2 protein-coding genes are annotated in these 648 nt (G+C 42.1%); both read left to right on the top strand.

Translation table 11 applies throughout. The features are described 5' to 3' along the window. Positions 1-330 (top strand): phage tail protein (locus ACFIKO_RS09445; RefSeq protein ID WP_375673922.1); only part of this gene is annotated, 330 nt, incomplete at its 5' end. After that, the gene (locus tag ACFIKO_RS09440; RefSeq protein ID WP_375620471.1) at positions 327-551 is read left to right on the top strand and encodes a tail protein X; all 225 of its coding nucleotides are present in this window, start codon (positions 327-329) and stop codon (positions 549-551) included. The genes ACFIKO_RS09445 and ACFIKO_RS09440, both read left to right, overlap by 4 nt. Positions 552-648: the final 97 nt, after the last annotated feature.

The raw sequence follows: 648 nt of genomic DNA, 5'->3' as shown, positions 1-648 counted from the left end.
CAAACACTTGATATGTCTTATGGAGTTCCATGGGTAGAGCAAGGGCGATTGGGGAGAAAGGCTGCTCTTCAATTGCCTGCTGTTGCAAATGCGGAATTTTCTTTAGCTGGTGTGATTTATCCAGATTTCAAAGGTGGTCACAGACAGCTCGAATATTTGCGGCAAATAGCGCATATGGGACCTCACATTCTTGTGACTGGTCAAGGCAAAATCTTAGGAAAATTTGTCATTCTTTCCGTAGAGGAAAAACAAAGCATTTTTCATCATAACGGCACCCCCAAAAAACAAGAATTTACGATAAAGTTGAGAGAGTATGGTGAAGACCTATGAGTGATCTTTACGTGACAAAAGATGGCGATATGGTGGATGCCATTTGCTGGAAATACTATGCCAAAGGTCAACAAGCACTTGCTGTTGAACGCGTCTATGCAGCGAATTTGGGGCTTGCAGACTATGGACCCATTTTAAAAGCAGGTATCACGATACTCTTACCAACCCTCCCCTATCCGAAAGCCACACCGGTGATTAGAATTTGGGGCAGTCAATCATGAAACCTTTTTGCATGGTTCTAGCAAATGGAGAAGACATCACCAAAACGCTCATGGATTATGTTTTATCAATTGAAATTACCGATGAAGCAGAAAACAA

This window comes from Bartonella sp. TS82HLJMH (assembly GCF_042193495.1).
GTDB lineage: Bacteria > Pseudomonadota > Alphaproteobacteria > Rhizobiales > Rhizobiaceae > Bartonella > Bartonella grahamii.
Note: the sequence above shows the minus strand (reverse complement) of the source record. Positions and strands in the feature narration are given on the sequence as shown.

Coding starts and splice junctions, on each gene's coding strand:
- ACFIKO_RS09440 (WP_375620471.1), top strand. CDS start 327: ATGAGTGATCTTTACGTGACAAAAGATGGCGATATGGTGGATGCCATT.